Below are 17,782 nucleotides of genomic sequence, written 5' to 3' on the forward strand. Positions count from 1 at the left end.
CGTCAGTGGCCAGAAGTGCGGGAGGGGTGGGTCAGACGAAGAGGTTGATGATGAGGCAGCTGACGGCGGCGACGAGGCCTGCGCCGGGGAAGGTCAGCACCCAGGCGCCGACGATGTTGCCGGCCACACCCCACCGCACCGCGGAGAGCCGCTTGGTCGCGCCGACACCCATGATCGCCGAGGTGATCGTGTGCGTCGTCGAGATCGGGGCACCGAACGCCATGCCCGCGACGTAGAGGATCGAGGCCGCAGTGGTCTCCGCCGCGAAACCCTGCGGGGGGTCGAGGTGGATGATGCGGCGGCCGAGGGTGCGCATGATCCGCCACCCACCGGCATACGTGCCGAGGGAGATGACCACGGCGCTCATCAGCAGCACCCACAAGGGGATGCCCTTGCCGCTGTAGTGACCACCCACGGTCAGCGCGAGCACCACGACACCGGCGGTCTTGGACGCGTCCTGGAGACCGTGGCCGAAGGCCATCGCGGCGGCGGACGCGGTCTGCGCGTAGCGGAAACCACGCGAGACCTTGCCGGGCTGGGCGCGCCGGAAGAGCCACATGATCGTGGTCATGACGAGGTAGCCGAGGATCACCCCGACCACCGGCGAGGCGATCATCGGGATGACGACCTTCTCGAAGATGCCGTGCCACTTCACGTCGGCCCCGGCCGCGAGCGCCGCGCCACCCAGCCCACCGATCAGGGCGTGCGAGGACGACGAGGGCAGGCCGTACCACCAGGTCAGCAGGTTCCACCCGATGGCGCCGATCAGGGCGGCGGCGCAGATCACCAGGCCGGGGTTGCCGGAAGGCGCCTCGATGATGCCCTTGCCCACCGTGTCGGCGATCTTCTTGCCGAAGAACGCGCCGAACAGGTTGGCGACGGCTGCCATGAGCAGTGCGACCCGCGGGGTCAGCGCCCGCGTGGAGACCGAGGTCGCGATCGCGTTGGCCGCGTCGTGAAAACCGTTGGTGTAGTTGAAGCCCATCGCCAGGGCGATGACGATTCCTACCGGAAGCCAGTCCATGGGGTGGCTCAGGACTCCTTGACCGCGATGCTCTCGACCTTGTGGGCCACCTTCTCGAACGCGTCAGCGGCGGCCTCGAGCTCCTCGACGACCTCCTTGAGCTTCATGATCGTGAGGGTGTCGGCGCCGAAGTCACCGTTGAACAGCCCGGCCAGCAGGCGGCGGTAGATCTGGTCGGCCTGGTTCTCGAGCCGGTTGATCTCGATCCAGTAGCCGGACAGGTCCTTCATCGACCGCAGCCGCGGCATCGCGTCGGCGGTGAGCTCGGACATCCGGGACAGGACCTCGACCTGGTCGGACACGCCGGCCGGGAGGTCACCGATGCGGTAGAGCACGATCAGGTCGACCGCCGCATCCATCATGTCCATGCAGTCGTCGAGCGTGGACGCCAGCCCGTGGATGTCCTCACGGTCGAACGGGGTGATGAACGAGCTGTTGACCTTGCGGATGATCTCGTGGGTGGCCTCGTCGGCGTCGTGCTCGATCTCGCGCATCCGCGAGGCGACGGCCTCGCGCTCCGAGGGGTCGACTCCCAGCAGCGTGGTCAGCTCGCGGGAGCCGCTCACGAGATAGGAGGCGGACTTGGCGAACAGGTCGTAAAAACTGTTCTCCTGGGGGGTGAGGCGAAAGCCCACGGTTCTCTCCGGTCACGCATCAGGGGGGATGGCCGTGGACGATGCTACGGGCAAGGACGCGTCAGAGCGCAACTCGGCCGGTCGCCGACCCTCTCGGGACGAAGGGTCTCAGGCGTTGAGCCGCTTGCCCGCGCGGTGCGGGTGGGAGGTGCCCTGGGGCGCCTCGGTCGAACCGTCACGCCCGCGCTCGATCCCGAGCGCCCGGTCGATCTCGTCCTCGGTCAGCGGGTCCTCGCTGGCGGACGCGGCCACCACGAGGTCGCCGACCAGCTCGATCTCGTCCTGGAGGGCGTCATCGGTGAGGTCGGCACCGGCGCGCGGGTCGGTGGTCATGGAGAAACGCTAACGGAGCGCGGCGACAACGTGGCATCCGGTTTGCCATCTCTTGACCCATCTCGCTCGGGAACCACCCAGTTGGGTCATGGGACCACTCATCATGACTAGTTCCAACCGGCTATTACTTCTGTGGGTTGCGGAAGTGCCCCGGATCGGAAGGGTCGGACGCAGCCGGAAACGCCAGTGATCAGGTATGCCGCGCGGCCGAGTGTGCGCGTCGGGCCGGGAGCGCCTCACGGCACGTGGCCGCTCGTAGCGGCTTAATTTGGGACCCGGGGCTACCGCGGCCCGACGCACGTCCGACTGTAACCCGGGCGGGCTGGATGTTGTTCCCCATGACGCCTGATCGGGTGTCGGCAAGAGGCCGTTCAGATGAGTTCGCCGGCGTGCCAGAGCCTAGCGTTGGCCTCGAGGTCCTCGGCCGTGGACAGCATCGACGCGGCGCGCTTGGTCTGCGCACTGGCCGCCTCGCGGTCCTGCACGTCGGTCGTGTGCGCGCGATCGGCGCGACCCGCGGCGACGACCCGGCAGAACGCCGCAGCCCGCTGCAGGGCCACCGCGAAGTCACCCGAGAACACCCCTCGCAGGATCGAGTCGGTCAGCTCGCGCAGCTCGGCCGGACCCGGCGGCTCGGCGACGCCGGCCACCGCGTGGTTGACGTCGGTGAACCGGATGCCGGCGGCATAGTCGGCGCTCGCCTCCTCGGGGCTGCGCTGCACCCACTCGCGCAGCGCGTAGAGACGCCACAGTGCGCCCGGGAGGCTGCGGGCGGGTCGGTCGGCCCACAGCTCGGCGACGGTCGACAGCCCGAGCTCGTCGACGAGCGCCACCAGTCGCGCGGTCAGCTCGGGGTCGTCGGTGGCCCGCCCGGTGCCGACCAGGACCGCTGCGGTCTCGTGGGCGATCTCGGTCACCTCGGCCGGGTCGGGGACGGTGCCTCCCTGCGACTCCATGGCGGTGGGGCTGAAGAAGGCAGGACGGCGCGGACCGGGGCGACCACTGGGCTGGTTTTTCATTACGCCCAGTGTCTCAGGAGGGGCCGACTCCCACGAGGTTCGACGCCCCGACGGGACTGACGACGTGCAGGGCTGAGGACGTGCAGGCTGACGGTTGCAGGGCTGAGGACGGGCAGGGCTGACGGCTCAGTCGAACAGCTCACTGAGGAAGGACGACTTCTTGCGCTTCCCCCCGTAGCCGTAGCCGCCGCCATACCCACCGTCGTTGCCGCGGTAGGGCGCCTGCTGGCCCTGCTGCTGGTAGCCGCCTTGTTGCTGCGGAGGCTGGGGCTGGTGCCAGGCCGTCTCCGCCGCGACCAGGGACTCGAGCTCCCCGCGGTCGAGGAACAGGCCGCCACAACCCGTGCACTGGTCGACGTGGACCTGGTTGCGCTCGTAGCTGCGCATGTCGGAACCACACTTGGGACAGGTGAGGGTGCTCATGTCGGGCCAACGGACCGGGCCGGCGACGGGTTCCGGGCCGTGGGTTGCGTCCCGGGCGAGCCGTTAGTCTGTGGCCGGTCCGGCTCAGCGGTGCGTATGCCGCGTGGCCGGCCGGGGCCTCTAGCTCAATGGTTAGAGCTGCGGACTTTTAATCCGTAGGTTGTCGGTTCGAGTCCGACGGGGCCCACTGAGGCATATGTGCAGGTCAGCGGCGCTTATGAAACATCGTGCTCGAAGTGAGGTCCAACGGTTCCGCGACGTTAGTGGGCAAATAGTGGGCTTCGCTGGGAGAAACCGCCTTCGGACGGGCTTCCCGGTGCGGGCCGGAATCGGGGAGGACTGTCGGCACAGGCTGACATCCTCACCGCAACGTCGAGCCCTTCCTGAAGGAGTCGTGTGCTTCCGTCGAACCGCGATATGGCCAGCATCATCCTTCTCTTGGTCTTCGTCGGCGCAGTCCTGTCCACTCGGTCCGGCCGGGGGGCCGCGATCAGCATCCTGCGCCTGGCGTGGAGCCGCCTTGGCCTCTCATTCGTCGCCTTCGCCGCCTACCTCGTGGGAGTCGTGGCGATCGCAGACAGAATCGGAGCCTGGAACGACCGCATGACAGGAGAGACGATCGCGTGGTTCGTCTTGTCCGGCGTGGCTGCGTTCGGCCAGTTCACCAAGGTGGGACGCGACCGCTGGTTCCTCCGCAACTTCCTCCGCCGACTGTTCGAGCTTGGTGCCGTCGTCACAGTCCTGATGACGGCGGTCGACTTCAGTCTGGTTGTTGAGATTGCACTCGGCCTAGTCGTCACGGTTCTTGTGCTTCTCCAAACAGTTGCCGAAATGAGCGACGACCTGAGGCCAGTTAGGCGGCCCCTAGCGACCCTCCTGGGAGTGTTCGCCGCCGGCGTTGGGGTTGCAGTTGTCTGGCAGCTCGTCTCCCAGTTCAGTCACTTAGACCTGGCACAGATCTTTCGATCCCTGGCCATGGCCATCTGGCTTCCTGTGTCGACGCTGCCGGCGTTGATCCTCATGGCCGCAGTGTCCGAGTACGAACAGGTCTTCATCCGGCTGTCCTTCATGCACGGAGTCAGCAACCTATGGCTGTCGCGTGCCGCCTTGATCCGTGGCCTGGGAGCCCGGCCCCAGTTGATTGCCGGGTTCTCCCACCCGTGGCGTTGGGAGATCCGTCAGGCGGAGACCTGGGCATCTGCACGGCGCGTGGTGGGCGAATATCGCACCTCACAGACCCGGTCACTAGAGTCCTTAACCGTCGAGCGATCCGAGACTCTGGCCAAGATTGTTCACGCTGGAGCGGGCTACTACGACGCCACCGGCCGCAGTGATCCGAGGTTTGCAGAGATGCTTCTACTCGTTCGCTCGCGCCCAACGTGCTGGGAGTACCTCCTCTTCGCGCTTGCCCTGAGCCACTTCGTCGAGATGACCCGGCGTTGGGTGGCGCTACATGAGCGCTCGCCAGAGGCGCTGGTGGGCCGGACCCACTCACGCAAGGCGGCGCTAGGCCTTATTGACTCCTACCCACAGCGCGCTCTGGCCATCGTGGAGGGAGTCGACGGCGTCTTCAGTGAGGCCCAGCAAACCGAGGCATTTGGTCCACCGGGTCAACCCGGTGACCCTGTGCGGATCATCCAGCTCGCTCGAGACACCGCCCTGCTGCATGCGAAGTTAGTAGACCTGAGCCTCGACTCGCGGGCGGTCACGATGGACAAGGACCTTGCCGGTGTTCGCGACGCCCTTAGAGCATTGAGCGACGAGCCGGCGGCTCAGATCGAGGCCTTCGCCCGAACTGGGGAGAAGCGGACCCGCGCTCTTCCCGGACGGCTGAGAAAAGGTCGGCGGATCGAGATGACACTACGCCTCACCCTGTCGATTTCGTCGCAGGCCACCCGCCGACTTCGGCGGGCCATCCGCGAAGCCACCGCGGGCTAAACGGTCACCATCGCAGCGGACCGAGCAGCATCCATCTTGTCCGCCAACGCCTGAGCGTCAGTCTCGAACAGACCTGCATAGGTGTCGAGCGTCATCGTGGCTGACGCGTGCCCGAGCATGTTCTGCACCGTCTTGACGTTCCCGCCCGCCTGTACGGCTAGCGATGCCGCAGTGTGTCGCAGATCGTGGAAGGTCAGCCGGTCGATGCCAGCCATCTTCCATGCCTGCGTGAGGATCTGCTTGGAGAAGTTGGCGTTGTCGAGAGGCTCGCCAGTGCGGGTCGAGAAGAGGAGATCGTTCTTGCCGCGACCAGCAGCCTGAGCGGTGAGCTGCTCACCGAGCGACCGTGGGAAGGTGACTGTGCGACGTTCGTGCGTCTTGGGCGGACCGAGGACCTTCTTGCCGCCCACGATGGAGAATGCCCGTTCCACGGTGATTCGCCCGTGCAGGCTGTCGACGTCGCGCACGCGAAGGGCCGTGATCTCGCCCCAGCGAAGACCCGTGAGTCCCGCCAGGCGGATCATGGCGCCGTGGTCGCCTGCCGCCAGCGCCAATGCCTCGAGCTCCGCGTGCGAGAGGTACCGGTGCGCCTTGTGGCGCTTCGGGCTCGGCCGGTAGTTGGCCTTCCCGGAGGCGGTGCGAGCCGGGTTGTTCAGGATGATCCACTCGTCCACCGCGGCGTCGAGCATCCTCACAAGTTGAGAGGACGCTGCATGCTTCCGGGAGGCGCTGACAGGCCCACGTGGGCCCTCCATGTTGGCCACCCACTTCTTGACCTCGGACAGGCTGACCTGGTTCAGCGGGACACGTCCCCAGGTCGGGAGAATGAGGGACGAGAGCAGCTCTTCGTAGGTGCTACGCGTCTTGGGCGAGACATGGAGCGAGTCGAGCCATCGCTGCGACCACTCCTCTACGGTGATCCGGCCCTTCCTGCGGTCGATGTGCTCACCGAGCTTCCCCTGCCGCTCCGCCTCTTCCGCGGCCTCCGTGGCGTCCCGCTTCCGCTTGAAGACGGTCGTGCTCTTGGCCCGCCCATCGAGCCGGTATCGACCGATGTACCCGCCCGGCCTCTTCTCCACCCACGCCATACCTACAGATTATCTGCACACTGCCATGGACCACAAGAGACATTACTCGATTGACGTGGGCGCGCGGGGGCCGCACTAGACAGGTCTGGGCATTCGTGTGATAATAGCAGTACGAGAAGGTCGGCACGCGCTGCGAGAGCGTGTTGACGGGCTAGCAGCCTAGGTGAACTCGCACAGCTCCCACCGCGTCCTACCCGTCGCCTGAGGCAAGGGTACGGAGCGCCACGAGCGGCCCGCAAGCCGCCGCAGAGCGCGGAGTAGATCAGTCGACAGTGCATCCGTCATGCCCGGGTGCGAGGCGTCGGCCGGTCTGCCGCGCCACGTCTTGGCAGCCCTGCTCGTCCTCGCGTCCTTGGCTCTTCAGCCAGCCGGCACCCGCCGGCGAAAGGACAACACCGTGACCGAGTCCATCGAGCCGTTCGTCAGCACCGAGCAGGTCGCCGACTTCCTCGGCAAGCCCCCGTCGTGGATCTACAACCGCGCCGAGCGGCTCAACATCCCCCGCTACAAGGTCGGACTCCACTACCGCTACCGCCTCTCCGAGGTGTCGGCGTGGGTCGAGTCGACGCAGCGCGGAGCCGCAGCGTGAGGCCAGCCGGGGGTGATCGCCGCTGGGCGATGACCCTGGGTGAAGTGGCCGAGCAGGAGGCGAGCCGCCCTTTTCACCTCGTGCCGGGGCTCATCGACGCCAGCGCGACGATGCTCGCCGGCCGGAGCGAGGGCGGCAAGAGCACGCTGCTCAGCGACTTGGCGGCAGCGGCCCTGGCTGGTGGTGAGTTCCTGGGACGGCACTTCACCCAAGAGGTGCAGAGGGTGGTCATCGTGTCTGCCGACCTTGGCGGCCCCGGCGAATACCAGCGCCGACTCGCGGCCCGAGGGATCGAACCGTCCACGCCTGGTCACCGCTGCGCCTTGGTGCATTTCCGGCATCCCCTGCCTCATCATTGGAACGAGCTCACGGGGGAGCTGGCGCCGCGGCAGGGCGACCTCGTGATCGTCGACCCGATCTCGTTCCTGATCCCGGACGACGGGCCGTCCATCAACTCCGACGAAGGCGTCCGGGCCATCTGGGGGCCGCTTGGCCGATGGGCCGAGGCGGGGGCTGCGGTGGTGGCTGTCCATCACCTCGGCAACAAGTTCGGCGGCAACGGCACGCCGATGGGCAACAGCCTCTTCACCGGAGTCGCGCGCATCAATTTGCGACTCGAGAAGAAGCGAGGCGTCCCGGTTCTGACGACGAGCCCCAACTCGGGGGCCGCCGAAGAGCTCACCCTGGACTTCCACCCGGACGGCTTCCGCCTGGTCGCGTCTGAGTCGGCGGGGGTCGCCTCCGAGAGGGCTCGATCGCGCAGGGCGCAAGCACACAGCAGCCGTTGGGTGCCCGTGGCCGACTGGGTTGCGGCAAACCACGCAGCCTCGACGCCGGCCGAGGTGGCACGAGGGGTGGCTGAGCAGTTTCCCGACCTGAGCGGGGCGCAGAACCCTGCTCGGCAGATCGCCAAGTGGCTCTCAGAGCGGCGGAACCTCGGCGAGTACCTCGAGCAGGGGCCCGGCGGCGAGTGGCGCCGCACGGTGCCGCTCGTGCCGTGAGGTGTTCCTGGTGTTCCGGTGTTCCCCTCCCCCCTTAAACCCCCCTCCCACCTAGAACGAGCTTCGCAAGCTCAGCTCGCGACGAAGGACCAAGCCTCCCCGGGGGCCCAGAGGCCTCCGGGGTCGGTGAGGGGAAGAGGGAGGGCTCCAAAGCCCGACCTCCCGACTCGCTGGGCTCGTCGGTCGTCATTGACGGCGACGACAGGAGCCGAGGTCGGACTGGGCACTGGGTGCCCTGTCCTCCTTCGCTGAAGGAGCGAAGCGACCCACACCAGCTCCGGCTCGATGCCGGAGCCACCGCTGACCAACCGCCTGCGGGCGGCCCACTACCCACGCGGACATCGCTGGAGGCGAGTCCGCACCGACGAACGGAGAACACGGTTGTCGACCTTCGCTGGAGAACTTCACCCCCACCAGACCGTCGGTCTGGCCTTCCTCCAGGCCGAGCGGCGAGCGATCCTCGCCGACGAGGTCGGGCTCGGGAAGACCGTCCAGGTCGCCAGCCTGATCGGCTGGCTCGCTGACAGCGGGGACCTGCGCGAGCCCGCGCCGGACTCCGCCACCCTCCCCCCGCAGCGCGGCAAGCACCTGCCGCGGCTGCCGGTCCTGTGGATCACCACCGCCGGCCTCGTCGCCCAGACGAAGGCCGAGCTGGAGCGATTCCTGCCGTACCTGGGCATCGCCACAAGCGAGGCCGGGACGGTCGGCAACAGGGCCGACCGCGAGCGCATGGCTGCGTTCCTCGCCGCCCACCCGGACGGCCCAGACGTGCTCATCATCAACAACGACCTGGCTACCCGCCGCGTCGACCACCTGACCACGCTACGGCCGCGTGTGGTGGTCGTGGACGAGGCGTCCGCGCTCAAGGGCGCCGGCGCCCGCTACGAGGCCGTCAAGGGCCTCTGCGACGCCGCCGAGCGGGTCGTGGTGATGACCGCCACGCCGTACGAGAACGACCCGCTGGAGCTGTGGGCGGTCATGTCCCTTGCGGGCCTGCCCGGCCTACCCGACGCCGAGTCGTTCGGCGCCATGCCGGTCCACGCCCCCGAGATGGACGTGTTCAACCCGCACGCCGAGCGACGCAACCTGCTGACGATGACCCGCAACTTCGTGCGGTGGATGTCGGACCAGCCGGACACCGTGCTGGGCCGGGTGCCGTTCTACACCGAGCGGTACTTCAAGCACTACGAGGAACTGGGTGCCCGGGAACTCGCCCGCAGCGGCGAGCTCTCCGCCCAGTCCCGCGCCTCGATCGAGAAGGTCGCCCGCCACCGGGCGATCATGGACACGCAGAAGACGATGTACGACACCGCCCGGTTCACCGGGGCGCACGACCGCGTGGCCCGCATGGGCTTCGCGTTCCTCGGCGCCTGGGAGGACTCGATGCGGGCGTGGGGCCGGCTGTTCTACGACGACCCCTCGCGGATCGGGAAGCTCACGAAGACGTGGTACGCCCCCGACCGCGCCGGCTTCATCGTGGATGAGAACGGCGACCGGGTGAAGCCCGGCGACGACTCCCGCGAGAAGTGGATCGTCCTGCCGATCAGCATCCCCGGCACGCAGGGTGAGGAGTTCAAGCTCCGCAAGGACTCGTTCAACTCGATGTTCCAGGGCGAGGTCCCGTGGGCCCCCGGCTTCTCGCCGATGGTCCAGGTCCCCGTCGCGACGATCGCGGCCAAGACGTTCCCCGAGGTGGCCGACCCCAACTTCGAGATCGGCGGCGTGAAGGTGGGCGAGAGCCCGCTGTTCCGGCAGATGTTCGGCTTCGGCGTCCCGAAGACCGGTGTCACCGCCGACGACACGGCTGCTTCCGTGCTCCGCCAATTCGAGCCCGGGTGGGTGAAGCGGGCAATCGATCTCAAGAGCGGCAACAGCCAGCAGTTCTCCGACGCCTACGCGATGGCGCTCAACTCGGCCATCATCGAGGCGAGGCAGGACGGCAAGGACGTCAATACCAAGGACGTCCAGGAGTGGGCTGACGCCAAAGCGCGGAAGACCGCTCGATCAATCATGATCCTGGAGTTCGCCGCGAACTGGGGCCTCGGCCTGTCGGGCGAGGGCGCGACCAAGGCGGACTTCTACCGCCAGCGGTACCGCGAGATCTCGTCCAACGCCGACGCACTGAAGGCCCGCGGCACCACCGTCAACGAGGAGTTCCTCCGGCAGCACCCGGAGGCGGCCGGCCTGAACTGGTCGTTCTCCCAGAACGAGACGGGGATCAACGCGACCCTGAAGGTCGAGGACCGCTCGCGGAAGTACGCCAAGGACATCTCCAAGGCGCCCGAGTTCGGGTGGTTCTACGTCGGCTCCGACAACGTCGGGGGCGAGTTCTCGTCCGCGGTCTACTCCGCGCAGTTCAACCGCGAGGGCGTGCCCGGCTCGGGCGAGGCCTGGCGGTCCCGGCAGAACCCCGCCCAGATCCGCAGCGCCACCAACGCCCAACTCGGGTGGGACTCGTGGACGGCGGTCTCGCTGAAGGTCGACTCCATCCTCGAGCAGCGTGGTCTGCACTCGGTCAACCAGAAGGGCGCCGAGGACCTCAAGCAGATCAAGGCGGAGTTCCGCGATGGCCTCGCGGCCGAGAATCCCGACTGGTTCAAGGACTACTCCAGCTTCGACCCTAATCGGCTCCAGCGCTTCCTGTCGCAGGTCGCCGTCCCGGCGACCAAGGACGGTCGTTTGAAAGGGCGGTCCGACGTGAAGCGACTGGCGGATTACCTCGAGGTCCGCCAAGAAGCCATGAAGATGGCCAACGACAACGGGTACTCGCTCGGCTCCGACAAGGCGGCCCCGCTCCGTGCGGTTCTGGCTGAGTTTGGGACCAACCTTGCCCGAGAAGACCTCGGCTTCGGCCAGACGTGGGACCGGATCTTGTCCCGGGAAGTGGACGACTGAGAAGAAGGCCCCCGCCTGGACAGGGCGGGGGCCCTTCTCTCGTCACCCGGCATTGCGGGCTTCTATGTGGTCGAGGGTCAGGGCGCCGGCCACGAGAGTGGCGGCGGCCCAAAGGTAGATCCACGGCCTGCTCACGACGGCGTCGACGTATCCCATAAGGGCCAGCACCAAAGCGGGCCCAACCGTCCAGAGCAGCCCGGCGGCGAGCATGGTCACCAGGAGACCCGCTGCGCGAACCAGGGACGAGATAGCCGTCATTAGGCTCTCCGCAAGATCGCCTGCAACGCTGCTTCGGAGACTGCCCGCGCGCCCTAGTGTCGTCCTCATTGCACCCTCCCTGCCACATCGTCACCCAACTCGGACGCCACGGTGATCCGCCACAAGTACGAGATCCTCTAGCTCCGTGTTTGCCGACCAGTAGTCAGCGTCCTAGCAAACCGCCCGATTCGCCTTGCATCCCAATGGGTTCGTTGACGGCCGTCCTTGCGCCACCGCATCATGAAGGCATGGTCCTACCGCTAACGAAACGAGGGAAGTGGGCGCAGAAGATCGACTACTCAGAGGCGGAGCAGATGCTCCGCGCCGGAGCGACCCAGCAGAAGGTCGCCGACAAGTTCGGCGTGTCGCAGGCGGCTGTGAGCAACGCCATTCGGCGAGGCGTCATCAAGATCGACACAAACAGAGCCGATGCTCGCGCCATCCCGTGGTCTCCGATCCAAGCCGAGCACCGCGACCAATACCTGGTGCGGATGCTCCGGGCTGCGCATCGACGACAGAATCTTCAGCCCAATGCTCCCGTGATGGAAGCCCAACTCGATAAGTTTCTCGAAGCCGTACACCGCGACGGCTTCGTCATCGACTACCGGCCGGACCTCGACCCCGAGCGGGGCTTCGTCCGCGTGCCGCGGCGAGAAGGAATCGACGAGGGGCTCGTGAGGCAGCCGGACGCTCCGTGAGCATGCTAGTTCGCTCAGGCCTCTTCGGAGCGAGGGCGATCTGGCTCGATAACGGTCGCGACCGAGCCCATTGCGGAGGATCGCAACTTGTAGACCTTGCGCTGGCGACGGGGAAGGTCGCGGTCATCCGGATTGTGAAGCCGCTCTGTCAGCAGCCCGAACCGCACGAGAGACTTGGTGCCCTTCGCCCACGTCTCGTCACTCAGTCCGTATGCAGACCGGATGTACGGCGCTACGTGCACCTCGCGTGTCTCGTCACCGGCGCACGCGTGTCGGAGAACCAAGTAGGCGAACAGGGCGTGTCCCGGCAATACGTTGATCCAGCCATACACCCAGAGGTCGAGCGGAATGGTCACGTAGGGCGGTCGGAACTTCCCCGCCACATGGTGTACCTCAATTAGGTCTACCCGACCCGGCCTAGGCGTTCGCACGATGAAGCCCTCGCGATGCAGCGAGGCGAGCGCCCTCTGCACCTTGCGCGTCCCGGCGCTCTTCGGATTGTCGTCCTCGGCGTTGTCATACCCCAGCATTCTGGCGAACCGTGCGGCGGACGTACCTCGGAAGAGCTGATGGGGAGCCTTGCGCGTAGCTAGCACCAGAGTGAGGTAGACCTTCAAGGCCGGCTCACCCAGGCGGCAGAGCCGGCTGAGAGGCGGCGGGCCGTCGTCATCGAAGGCAAAAGCCCCGTCTAGTTGAACAGACAGGTGCCTCCCAGACTCCCTCACGGCCGTCCTGAGCAGTGTTCTTTGAGCCAGGGGGACCTTCTTGGGAGCGCGTTTTGGCCCATCGCTCTCCATGGGAGGGCTCACTTTCTGAAGGTCGTCGTCATAGCAGCGGTGCGACGCGAGATAGCGGAGTGAAGGGGTAGCGGGGTGAGGGGCTGTGGCGATTGCGCAGGCCAGAGGCCCAATGGGTTCCCCGCATTCGTCGATTTTACACCGCTACTGTGTCGCGGTCCGACCGCCATGGCGTCGACGTCACGGGCCGCATACGTCAACGAGAAGCCACGCTGGTGACGGGGTTCAGAAGCTTGTCCTGCTGCCTGTCCTCGCTAACACTCTTTATTGCTGCCCAAGCCGGGCGGCGTAGGCAACCGGCCGAAGGAGGTGGTGCGGATGCGGCGTGGATACCGACTGACCGTCTCGTGGCAGCGAGGCTCAGTCTCAATCACGCTCGAACCGTTTTGAATCTGGGGGTGGGCCCCATCTGTGTCTTGACGGTGCGGCCCACCCCTATTTCACCTGTCCGTGTTCGGCATGGCAAGTCTGGCCTATCCCCTACTTGGGTGGTCAGCTTCCGCTGCCCCGAGGCCGAAGTAGAAGGCCCGGGTCACTCGCCGGCACTTAGCGCCTCGTCCTTGGCGACCAAGGTGCCATCGGCACCCATGTCCTCAACGCCCACACTGCTCGGCCCCTGCGTGGCTGGTGATTCCTGCACGGACTCCTTTGATTCCGTCTCAAGCTGTTTGATGTCCCAGGTGGGTCCGTCTTGGGACGAGTAGTCCGTCGAGGACAGGCTGGCGGGTCGTACCGGCTCGGCCCCTTCCGTCTCTAACGGACTGGCCTCACGCAGTTTGGGCGGCGCCGCAGACCACCCCTTCAGGTCACCGAGAACGTCCGCGTAGAAAGAGTCCACCGAGCCGAGCACCGAGTCGATGAACGCCCCGCGACCGCGACCACGTTTCGTACCCAAGGCCGAGGACGTCGCGACCCGAAAGATTCGAAGCTCCCTGTTCGGGTCAGAGACCAAGCTCGTCGGGTTTTCCCTCACTGCCCCGAGCAGTTCCGCAGCGCTCGAGCCACGCGAGTGGGCGGTGAAGCACTCGATGCGAGTGGTGGCGGGAGCATTCTTCAATTGCCGCACGAGCCAGTTCACCCGGGTCGTAGGCCGTCCATCTCGGGGTGCATCCAAGTCCACGTGACAAGTGACCCGCCCAGATCGCAGGTCCGCCGTAACGACGAGAGGTCCGACCGTGTCGGGGATGCGGATGGCGCCCGATAGCTGTCCAGCGCTACAGAGCTGCTGGGTGAGCGCCTGAGCTCGCAGGGATGGGTCGCCCAGCTCCTTCCTCGAAAGGACCGGCACAACCTCGGTGCCAAGGCGCCGGCCAAGGCCCAGGCTGGTGAAGCGCAGCAGTGCGTCGAACCGAGCCACAACCGTTGCAATGCCCTTGTCCGTCGGCCGTAGCGTGCCGGCGGCGACAGCGTCCCGCACCGCTGTCCAGGACTCGCCCATGTCGTCGAACTCAAGCGCCCCGGACCGCGAGTGCTCGAGGTAGCGGATGAGCTCGCCCAAGATCCACGCCTGATCCGGGTCCGCAACACCGCGAAATTCCTTCTGCATCACGGCTTCCGCGAGGACCTGTGACCACGCCAAATGGTGCAGGGCAACCTTGCGCAGCTTGCGCTTGTCGACCTTCGTCGGATGCTGCCCGGCCACAGCCGGTATCTCGTTACTGATGGTGATGACGGCATCGAAACCCTGTTCGCGGGCGATGTCCAGGTAGTTCTCGAGCTGCTCTGTCGCCAGCTCATTTCCGCTTGTCTTCACCTCCACCAGGGCCGTCCACGAACGCGATCCGCGGGACACGCGGATAAGTCCATCGGGGTAAAGACGCTTGTCCCCCAGCGTGAACGGGACCTCAATAAAGCACTCGAGATTCCCGGCGGGGGCTCCCAGCGGCTTAACGATGCCCCGACCGAATTCGCGCACGGCCATCATCACCGCGAGCAGGGCGGACGTGGCGCGACGCTCCTGCTCCTCGGCCCCATTGATACCGGACGTCGGGATGAGTCGAGCCTCGTGCCAACTCTCCTCGGCCATGTGTCCCCCTGCGAGTGCGTGTGATGATGCCACGGGCGACCGTACCGTCACGCGTGGCTTTCGAAGTGGATTCTCCCGATATAGATGACAGCGTCGCGAGAGCAGGTGCAAACGCGGTCCTTCGGCGGCGGCCCATGCGCCCTATGCAATTGAGTCATGACCACTGCATGCATGCCATGGTCCACCGTCGGGGCGATTAACTGCGCTCCTAGCGGGGCCACCACCCGGCCAACTACAACTTCTGCCACGATCGCTTCTTGGCTGTGGTCAACATGACGGGGTCGTAACACCCCCAAGAGAGAGAACCTGGAGTCGCTCTTGCGCGCGACGGGTCGAATAGCCCCTGCCAGGACTCTCGCTTGCGTTGGCAGCGATCGAGCCAGACACTTGCCTGAAAGCGTCGAGATGACGACTGATTGGGGTGAGTGGTGCGGTTCGATGCGGGGAAAACCAAGGGCGAGGACAAATACAGCTGGTGGCTGTATAGCAGTAGCGACACGGTCGCTTGGGCCGGCGAGACCTTTCCGAGCCAGTCGAACGCCGACCGAGCGGCGGAGGATTTCAAGGCCGGGGCGTCGACAGCCCGCTACGAGATTTATGCGGACTCTGGAGGTCAGTGGCGCTGGCGGGCCTGGCGGTCGAGCGACAAAGTCGCCGCTTCGGGCGAGAGCTTCGCCAGCAAATACAACGCAGAGCGAGCTGCGGCCAACGTGCGCGACAACGCGGGTACGGCCGACGGGCCATAGGGGCCACGTTTCGCTCGGCAAGCTCCGCTGTCGACGGCAACCTCACGACTGCTGTCGTACCCGCGCGGTAGGAATCGCTCATGGACTTCCCGCCCCCTTCAATCCCTGCCCCACCCGTGACTCAGGGGAGGCGGGCGCGTTGGGTTGCAACCGCCGCCGCCGGGATGCTGCTGCTTGGCCTCGTGCTTCCCGGCTCCTTCACAAAGGAAGATGTACTAGCGATCGCTGGTGGGTCCATCGTCCTGCTGATGGCGGCATGGTCGCCGCGGCGGTTATGGCACGACGCACGATCCTTCTCGAGTTGGGTCATCGCCGCCTACGTGGCCTTCGCTGGGATCGTCGGCCTGCAGGCGCCGGACGCAACGTCCTCATGGTTGGTGGGGGCGGCGTACGCCGGGCTTGGTCGCTACTGGATTGATCGCCTGATCAGGACGGAAGATCGGCGCTCAGAGCAAGAGGTTGCGACGCTGCTGCGAGAGCTCGCTAGTCGGCCAGTTGAAGCTCCCCGTCCAGTCGCCCGCGCGTCCATTCTTCCCGCCGTCCTCTTCGTGGCAGTGGGTTGGCTCATTGCCAGAAACTCAAAGCGCTAGAAGTCCAAGGTTGGACGTGTTGAAATCGAATACACCGGACCTGGCACTGCGAAAGGGAAACAGTGTTTGACCACCTGCCGCGGGGAAGCATGGGATGGGAGTCGTTTGTAGACGGACTCACCTATTTGGATGATCAGGCCGAGTCGAGATGTCTGGAGATGAAGAGCCAGTTGGACCTGAGCTCGAAGGCCGACCAGGTCAAGATCGCCAAGTTCATCCTCGGCGCAGCCAACCGCATGCCTGACGACGCGGCGCAACGCCTCGATGGGTTCGCTGTGCTCGTGGCCGGCGTAGCGCCTGGTGCCGCTGCGGGGATACCTCGGATCGAAAATCACGAGCTTCGTCGGCTCATCGATCCATTCGTCGGAGTCGGTCCACGGTGGGACGTCGAACGCGTCAGCGGCGACGGCGACAACCAAGTCCTCATCATCGTCGTGTCCCCTCCCACTTGGGGAGAAGCCCCCTATCCCTGCCTCCAGACCAGCGGGTCCCTGCAAGACGGTGACATCTACATCAGAGCCGATGGCGAAACGAGGAAGGCTAACGGCGCCGAGATTGGCCAACTCGTCCAGCGATCGAGCCCAGCGAAGCCTCGACCGGAGGTAACTGTCGACCTCGTAGGTCCCGTCCACGCATATGAAGTCGATACCAGCGCCGGCAACCAAGCCATAGCGAAGGCCCGCGCTTCCTTGCTGAGCAGCTTGCCCGGCAAAGGGCCGGCGGCCTCGGTGGTGAACGCGTTGGGACTACAAGGCCTTCAGGCGAGCGCAATCATGGGCGGCCTTTATCGGACCGTGGAGGAGTCTCGATCAGAGTCAGAATTTCAGGCCGAGGTAGACCGCTGGGGGGTTGCTTGCCTAGACGCCCGGCCCGACATCGTCCGCAAGTTCGTTAAGCACCACGTGAAGCCCATTCGCATTGACATCAGGAACGCCGGGCAACACTTCCTCGAGGACGTCGAGGTCCAGCTCTACATTGCCGGCGACATCGTCGGCCTCAAGAGCCGCTACGGCGACGACTATGACTACGGCACGTGGCTGCCAAAACCACCCCGCAAGTATGGTCCCTACACCCGGAGCCTCATACCGACCATGCCCGACTACGGGCACCTCGTGCCCATGAATCTGGCTCCGGTCCGACCCGTGAACGGCCCTACATTCCGCTTCGACAACGGCGGGTCGATATCAGTGACCGTAACAATCCCTACCCTGCGTCCTGCCGCGTCACACTCGATCAACGACAGGATGTGCGTCATCGTCCAAGACCCCTCTCTGCGGCAGCTTCAAGTCTCTTGGCACGCGACTGCGCGGGGCCACGATGTGGTCATGCAGGGCGAAGTCTCGATTCCCGTTGGCGAACCGAAGAATGTGTCCAGGGCCGTTGAGCGTGTTTATGATTCCCTCAACCAGTAGGTTTGGGAGGAAATTTTCGGGGGGATAGTAGACAGGGGATGGGGGGCCTCGGTTAAACAACGGGGGGTCAAGTCCTGGGAGCATCGCGATCAGACTTGCTCCTCGCCTGCGCTAGCAGCACAGGCGCTGGCGGTGGTCGCGAGGGTGTTTCACCGCCTGCCCCAAGGCATGGGCAGCCCCCACACCACAGCTCTCTAGACAGCGCGGGCCGGTCTTACCGATCGTCCGCACCCGGCCGTGCCAACCCCGTGGCTCTGCGGTCGTTCTAGACCCCTTGCAGCACGCCTCCGGCCCCCGCCCTAGATGAGCG

General features: G+C 65.9%; 16 protein-coding genes and 1 tRNA gene. 8 read left to right on the forward strand and 9 right to left on the reverse strand.

Going from position 1 to position 17,782, the window contains the following annotated elements:
* Nucleotides 1-31: 31 nt before the first annotated feature.
* The 5 genes from BLQ34_RS12615 to BLQ34_RS12635 form a co-directional block, all read right to left on the reverse strand.
* Entirely contained in the window at nt 32-1,024 is a 993-nt protein-coding gene (locus BLQ34_RS12615) for an inorganic phosphate transporter (protein WP_091786049.1), read from the reverse strand.
* A gap of 8 nt (nt 1,025-1,032) precedes the next feature.
* A complete protein-coding gene (locus BLQ34_RS12620) occupies nt 1,033-1,659 on the reverse strand; it encodes a DUF47 domain-containing protein (protein WP_091786051.1) in 627 nt (208 codons plus the stop codon).
* A 108-nt stretch (nt 1,660-1,767) separates the two neighbouring features.
* Nucleotides 1,768-1,992, reverse strand: a complete 225-nt coding sequence (locus tag BLQ34_RS12625; RefSeq protein WP_091786054.1) for a hypothetical protein — start codon at nt 1,990-1,992, stop codon at nt 1,768-1,770.
* Between the two features lie 371 nt (nt 1,993-2,363).
* On the reverse strand, nt 2,364-3,011 hold the full coding sequence (locus BLQ34_RS12630) for a hypothetical protein (protein ID WP_091786056.1): 648 nt from the start codon (nt 3,009-3,011) through the stop codon (nt 2,364-2,366).
* Between the two features lie 126 nt (nt 3,012-3,137).
* The gene (locus BLQ34_RS12635) at nt 3,138-3,434 is read right to left on the reverse strand and encodes a TFIIB-type zinc ribbon-containing protein (protein ID WP_091786058.1); all 297 of its coding nucleotides are present in this window, start codon (nt 3,432-3,434) and stop codon (nt 3,138-3,140) included.
* A gap of 114 nt (nt 3,435-3,548) precedes the next feature.
* Here BLQ34_RS12635 and BLQ34_RS12640 point away from each other — a divergent pair.
* Together BLQ34_RS12640 and BLQ34_RS12645 are read left to right on the forward strand one after the other, a co-directional pair.
* Nucleotides 3,549-3,621 (forward strand) — tRNA-Lys (locus tag BLQ34_RS12640).
* A gap of 230 nt (nt 3,622-3,851) precedes the next feature.
* On the forward strand, nt 3,852-5,372 hold the full coding sequence (locus BLQ34_RS12645; RefSeq protein ID WP_091786061.1) for a hypothetical protein: 1,521 nt from the start codon (nt 3,852-3,854) through the stop codon (nt 5,370-5,372).
* Here the strand turns inward: BLQ34_RS12645 and BLQ34_RS12650 are convergent.
* On the reverse strand, nt 5,369-6,460 hold the full coding sequence (locus tag BLQ34_RS12650) for a tyrosine-type recombinase/integrase (RefSeq protein WP_091786063.1): 1,092 nt from the start codon (nt 6,458-6,460) through the stop codon (nt 5,369-5,371). The two genes, BLQ34_RS12645 and BLQ34_RS12650, sit on opposite strands and share 4 nt — an antisense overlap.
* Nucleotides 6,461-6,857: 397 nt before the next feature.
* Here BLQ34_RS12650 and BLQ34_RS18820 point away from each other — a divergent pair, with 397 nt between their 5' ends.
* The 3 genes from BLQ34_RS18820 to BLQ34_RS12665 all read left to right on the forward strand — a co-directional run bounded on the left by BLQ34_RS18820 (nt 6,858) and on the right by BLQ34_RS12665 (nt 10,945).
* Nucleotides 6,858-7,049, forward strand: coding sequence for a helix-turn-helix transcriptional regulator (locus BLQ34_RS18820; RefSeq protein WP_157693032.1), 192 nt, complete (start codon nt 6,858-6,860; stop codon nt 7,047-7,049).
* 44 nt (nt 7,050-7,093) lie between these two features.
* Nucleotides 7,094-8,050, forward strand: coding sequence for an AAA family ATPase (locus BLQ34_RS12660; RefSeq protein WP_157693033.1), 957 nt, complete (start codon nt 7,094-7,096; stop codon nt 8,048-8,050).
* A 381-nt stretch (nt 8,051-8,431) separates the two neighbouring features.
* The gene (locus BLQ34_RS12665; protein ID WP_157693034.1) at nt 8,432-10,945 is read left to right on the forward strand and encodes an SNF2-related protein; all 2,514 of its coding nucleotides are present in this window, start codon (nt 8,432-8,434) and stop codon (nt 10,943-10,945) included.
* A 42-nt stretch (nt 10,946-10,987) separates the two neighbouring features.
* On the opposite strand, the gene BLQ34_RS12670 is transcribed toward BLQ34_RS12665, so the two are convergent.
* On the reverse strand, nt 10,988-11,203 hold the full coding sequence (locus tag BLQ34_RS12670) for a hypothetical protein (RefSeq protein ID WP_091786075.1): 216 nt from the start codon (nt 11,201-11,203) through the stop codon (nt 10,988-10,990).
* A 314-nt stretch (nt 11,204-11,517) separates the two neighbouring features.
* Here BLQ34_RS12670 and BLQ34_RS12675 point away from each other — a divergent pair, with 314 nt between their 5' ends.
* A complete protein-coding gene (locus BLQ34_RS12675; RefSeq protein WP_157693035.1) occupies nt 11,518-11,901 on the forward strand; it encodes a hypothetical protein in 384 nt (127 codons plus the stop codon).
* A 14-nt stretch (nt 11,902-11,915) separates the two neighbouring features.
* On the opposite strand, the gene BLQ34_RS12680 is transcribed toward BLQ34_RS12675, so the two are convergent.
* Together BLQ34_RS12680 and BLQ34_RS12685 are read right to left on the reverse strand one after the other, a co-directional pair.
* Nucleotides 11,916-12,431 carry a hypothetical protein gene (locus tag BLQ34_RS12680; protein ID WP_157693036.1) on the reverse strand — a complete coding sequence of 172 codons (516 nt, stop codon included), beginning with the start codon at nt 12,429-12,431 and terminating at the stop codon, nt 11,916-11,918.
* 799 nt (nt 12,432-13,230) lie between these two features.
* Nucleotides 13,231-14,724 carry a hypothetical protein gene (locus tag BLQ34_RS12685; RefSeq protein WP_231961127.1) on the reverse strand — a complete coding sequence of 498 codons (1,494 nt, stop codon included), beginning with the start codon at nt 14,722-14,724 and terminating at the stop codon, nt 13,231-13,233.
* 428 nt (nt 14,725-15,152) lie between these two features.
* Between BLQ34_RS12685 and BLQ34_RS12690 the strand changes: the two genes are divergently transcribed.
* Together BLQ34_RS12690 and BLQ34_RS12695 are read left to right on the forward strand one after the other, a co-directional pair.
* Nucleotides 15,153-15,470: a YegP family protein gene (locus BLQ34_RS12690; RefSeq protein WP_091786086.1), complete on the forward strand. Its 318-nt coding sequence runs from the start codon at nt 15,153-15,155 to the stop codon at nt 15,468-15,470.
* Between the two features lie 748 nt (nt 15,471-16,218).
* On the forward strand, nt 16,219-17,472 hold the full coding sequence (locus BLQ34_RS12695; protein ID WP_091786089.1) for a hypothetical protein: 1,254 nt from the start codon (nt 16,219-16,221) through the stop codon (nt 17,470-17,472).
* Nucleotides 17,473-17,782 lie beyond the last annotated feature (310 nt).

It is taken from the genome of Pedococcus dokdonensis (assembly GCF_900104525.1).
Classification (GTDB): domain Bacteria; phylum Actinomycetota; class Actinomycetes; order Actinomycetales; family Dermatophilaceae; genus Pedococcus; species Pedococcus dokdonensis.